The following is a 3,127-nucleotide window of genomic DNA, read 5'->3' as shown; positions in this document are numbered from 1 at the left end:
GGGGGAGGGTGGCGGGGGTGTGGGTGGGGGGGGGTGGGGGTGGGGGGGTGGGGAGTGGGGGGCGGGGTCGTCCGAGTTGGGTGCTGCGTGTGGCGTGTTGCCTTCTGCCTCCTGCCTCCGCCCTGCTCCCTGCTCCCTCCTCCCTGCTCCCTGCTCCCTGCTCCCTGCTCCCTGCTCCCTGCTCCCTGCTCCCTGCTCCCTGCTCCCTGCTCCCTGCTCCCTGCTCCCTGCTCCCCTGCCTTCTGCCCCCTGCTCCCTGCTTCCTGCTTCCTACAGTCCTGCGTCGTCCATAGGTCTAGATTTGGCTTTTGCTTTGTTGGCGCTGCGTTTGAGGGCGGAAAGTCTGGCTTCATAGCGGGAACGCTGACGCTTACCGGGGGTGGTGTCAATTAAGGTTTTTAAGGCACTACCTAAACTCTTGTAGGCGTTGGGGAGACTATAACCAAAACGGGTGGCCAGGGCGATCGCTTTTTCGTCAGCATCAATTAATTCTTTTATTTGCTTTTCCCCATTATTTTTTTGATAGAGTCGCCAACCGGAAACACCACAAAGCGCCAACGCTAACACTAGCAGTAAGCCATCCTGTACCCATAATTCACCTACAGCACCACCTAAACCAATAGCCAGTGCGGCCATTTCCCAACCATCTTTAGGAATGGTGTCATTTTGGATACGAGCAACTTCATGCCAAAACAGAAGATTACGCTGATCCATTGCTAAAGCATCCCATTTTACCAAGTCGATTTGAATTTCTACTTGATCTTTACCAATTTCTTCGCAACGGATCAGGGGTGGACTTACTTCGGTTGTTCCTTCCACTGTCACCCAGCTTTGTAATTCTGGTGGTAGCAAGCTTTTTAACCGCCGAAGTTCACTCATTTCCGCTTTAGCTGAGGAGGTTGTATAGGATGTCATAAAAATCCAGCCCTAAAAAATTTCTGTATATTAGTTAGGTTATCACTTTGGAGTTTGACACTCTCACTTTCAAGGCGAAGCCTGTGATAGCTATTTCAGCAATGATCCGCTTCACTCATTGGGAAAACTTCCCCGCTTTTTCCGAGCTTCCATTGCTTTTTCTAATAGATCCAGTAGTCCTGGGGCTTCTTCCTGAATACTGAGTAACAGTCTTTCCCCTAGTTCTATATTACCTGGATCTTCACCTGTGGCCATCACTTGTTTGAGTCGCGGTAAGGCGATGCTATCAACAACTTGAATTAACCCGCTTAGGCAACGGTGAAATTGTCTTTCGGTGAGTATGGAGTCTTCTAGGGGAAATTCTATAATGGCACGGATTTCGCCATCGGAGGGATCATATTCCCATTGCAGCATTTTGGTTTCCCAAGAAATGGCCAGCATTGTCTGGAGAATAGAAGCTTTATAAGGATGTTCTTTGACTCCTGCTAAAACTTGAGGGGCAAAAACTCGGAAAAATTTTCCGTCTTCATCCAACTGCACGACTATGAGAAAATCGTCTAGATGATCAGCTTCTACACCTGTGATAATTCTGTCTTCTGCTTCATCAAAGCGGTATTCCCAGCCAAGGTTATCTAAGTAATTGGCTATTTGTTTCAGATTAGCTCCCATAAAAGCCTCATAAGGAACGGTGGAGCGACTGTCACCACACCTAGTTTAACCTGCTATGGGCATTGAATTTACTTGTGTAGTGAGTTGTCCTCAAGGTGTATTCTATTCTTTGGTAGATACATTCTTATTACAGCAGGAGATCAAGGAGTCAGGAGATCAAAAAGTCAGGAGTAAAACTCTGTTTCTGTCTAGGAGTTAGTAGGTTCAATTGAGATTTTGTACCTTATTGATATGCAATCTGCTGTAAACACATTTATTTATTTTAAGTTATGCTTGTACGTAAATTAGCTTTTTTGCTGGCGATCGCTCCTTTCATTTTTACTATTGCTGGTTGTGAGGGTGATTCAGGTACAACGGAAAATACAGCCACTAACACTGTACAACAAGTAACTCGCAATATTGCTGGTAAAGTTAAAACCAGTGGACAGCTAATTTGTGGTGTTAGTGGTGAGTTACCGGGTTTTAGTTTTGTGGGAACTGAGGGTCAATATAATGGGATTGATGTGGATATTTGTCGCGCTGTAGCTGCGGCTTTGTTTGACAATCCTGATGCTGTAGAATATCGTAACTTAAATGCTAAAGAAAGATTTACAGCTTTGCAAACTGGTGAAGTAGATTTATTAAGCCGCAATACTAGCTGGACGTTAAGCCGTGATACTTCAGTGGGTTTAAATTTTGCCCCTGTGGTTTTTTACGATGGTCAAGCTATTATGGTTCGCAAAAATAGCGGTATCAAGTCTTTAGCAGATTTAAAAGATAAAGCAATTTGCGCCCAAACTGGTACAACTACTGAACAAAATTTAGCGGATCAAATGCGAAAACGAAGCATTAGTTATAAACCCGTTGTTTTTGAAGATATTAATATTACTTTTGCTACTTATGCAGAAGGGCGTTGTGATGGAGTGACTGCGGATCGTTCAGCTTTGGTTTCTCGACGCACAACTTTACCCAAACCTGATGATAATATCATTCTCGATGATTTGCTATCTTCTGAACCTTTAGCGCCAGCAGTTGCTCAAGGTGATCCCCAATGGAATAATGTAGTTAAATGGGTAGTTTATAGTTTAATAAAAGCCGAAGAATTAGGAATTAATTCCCAAAATATAGGACAATTTGCTAATAGCAATGATCCAGAAATTAGGCGTTTTTTAGGAACAGAAGGAAATTTAGGTGAAGGAATTGGTTTAACTAATGATTTTGCAGCCAGAATAGTTAAGCACGTTGGTAACTATGGCGAAATTTATGATCGCAACCTGGGTACAAACACAAAACTCAATCTTCCCCGTGGTCAAAATCAACTTTACACCAAAGGAGGTTTACTCTATTCTCCTCCATTTCGGTGATTGGTGATTGGTGATTGGGGACTGGTGACTGGTGACTGGGGACTGAGGACGGCAGATCGGAACTCCGGGCACGTGCACAAGTGACGGAGGCCGGGTGCTGGGGGATGGAGGACAGGGGACTGGTGACTGGTGACTGAGATCGTAAGAGCACACGCTTGAACCCAAGTAGCATTCAGAAACAACGTACGCCGCCTTCGTGC

At 45.0% G+C, this 3,127-nt stretch carries 3 protein-coding genes and 1 pseudogene; 1 reads left to right on the top strand and 3 read right to left on the bottom strand.

The features are described from left to right. Positions 1-270 precede the first annotated feature (270 nt). Positions 271-915 carry a DUF3318 domain-containing protein gene (locus tag FFR48_RS26605; RefSeq protein ID WP_096569482.1) on the bottom strand — a complete coding sequence of 215 codons (645 nt, stop codon included), beginning with the start codon at positions 913-915 and terminating at the stop codon, positions 271-273. A gap of 111 nt (positions 916-1,026) precedes the next feature. Then, positions 1,027-1,584 (bottom strand): hypothetical protein, encoded by a 558-nt coding sequence (locus FFR48_RS26600; protein WP_096569485.1) that lies wholly within the window; start codon positions 1,582-1,584, stop codon positions 1,027-1,029. 269 nt (positions 1,585-1,853) lie between these two features. On the opposite strand from FFR48_RS26600, the gene FFR48_RS26595 reads away from it, so the two are divergent. Continuing rightward, positions 1,854-2,927 (top strand): amino acid ABC transporter substrate-binding protein, encoded by a 1,074-nt coding sequence (locus FFR48_RS26595; RefSeq protein WP_137669425.1) that lies wholly within the window; start codon positions 1,854-1,856, stop codon positions 2,925-2,927. On the opposite strand, the pseudogene FFR48_RS26590 reads toward FFR48_RS26595, so the two are convergent. Next, positions 2,906-3,127: pseudogene (locus FFR48_RS26590) on the bottom strand (hypothetical protein); the annotation flags it as partial. The gene FFR48_RS26595 and the pseudogene FFR48_RS26590 overlap by 22 nt on opposite strands.

The organism is Sphaerospermopsis reniformis (genome assembly GCF_005402885.1).
Taxonomy (GTDB): Bacteria; Cyanobacteriota; Cyanobacteriia; order Cyanobacteriales; family Nostocaceae; genus Sphaerospermopsis; species Sphaerospermopsis kisseleviana.
The sequence above is the reverse complement of the archived record's forward strand: the minus strand, read 5'-3'. Positions and strand labels throughout refer to the sequence as shown.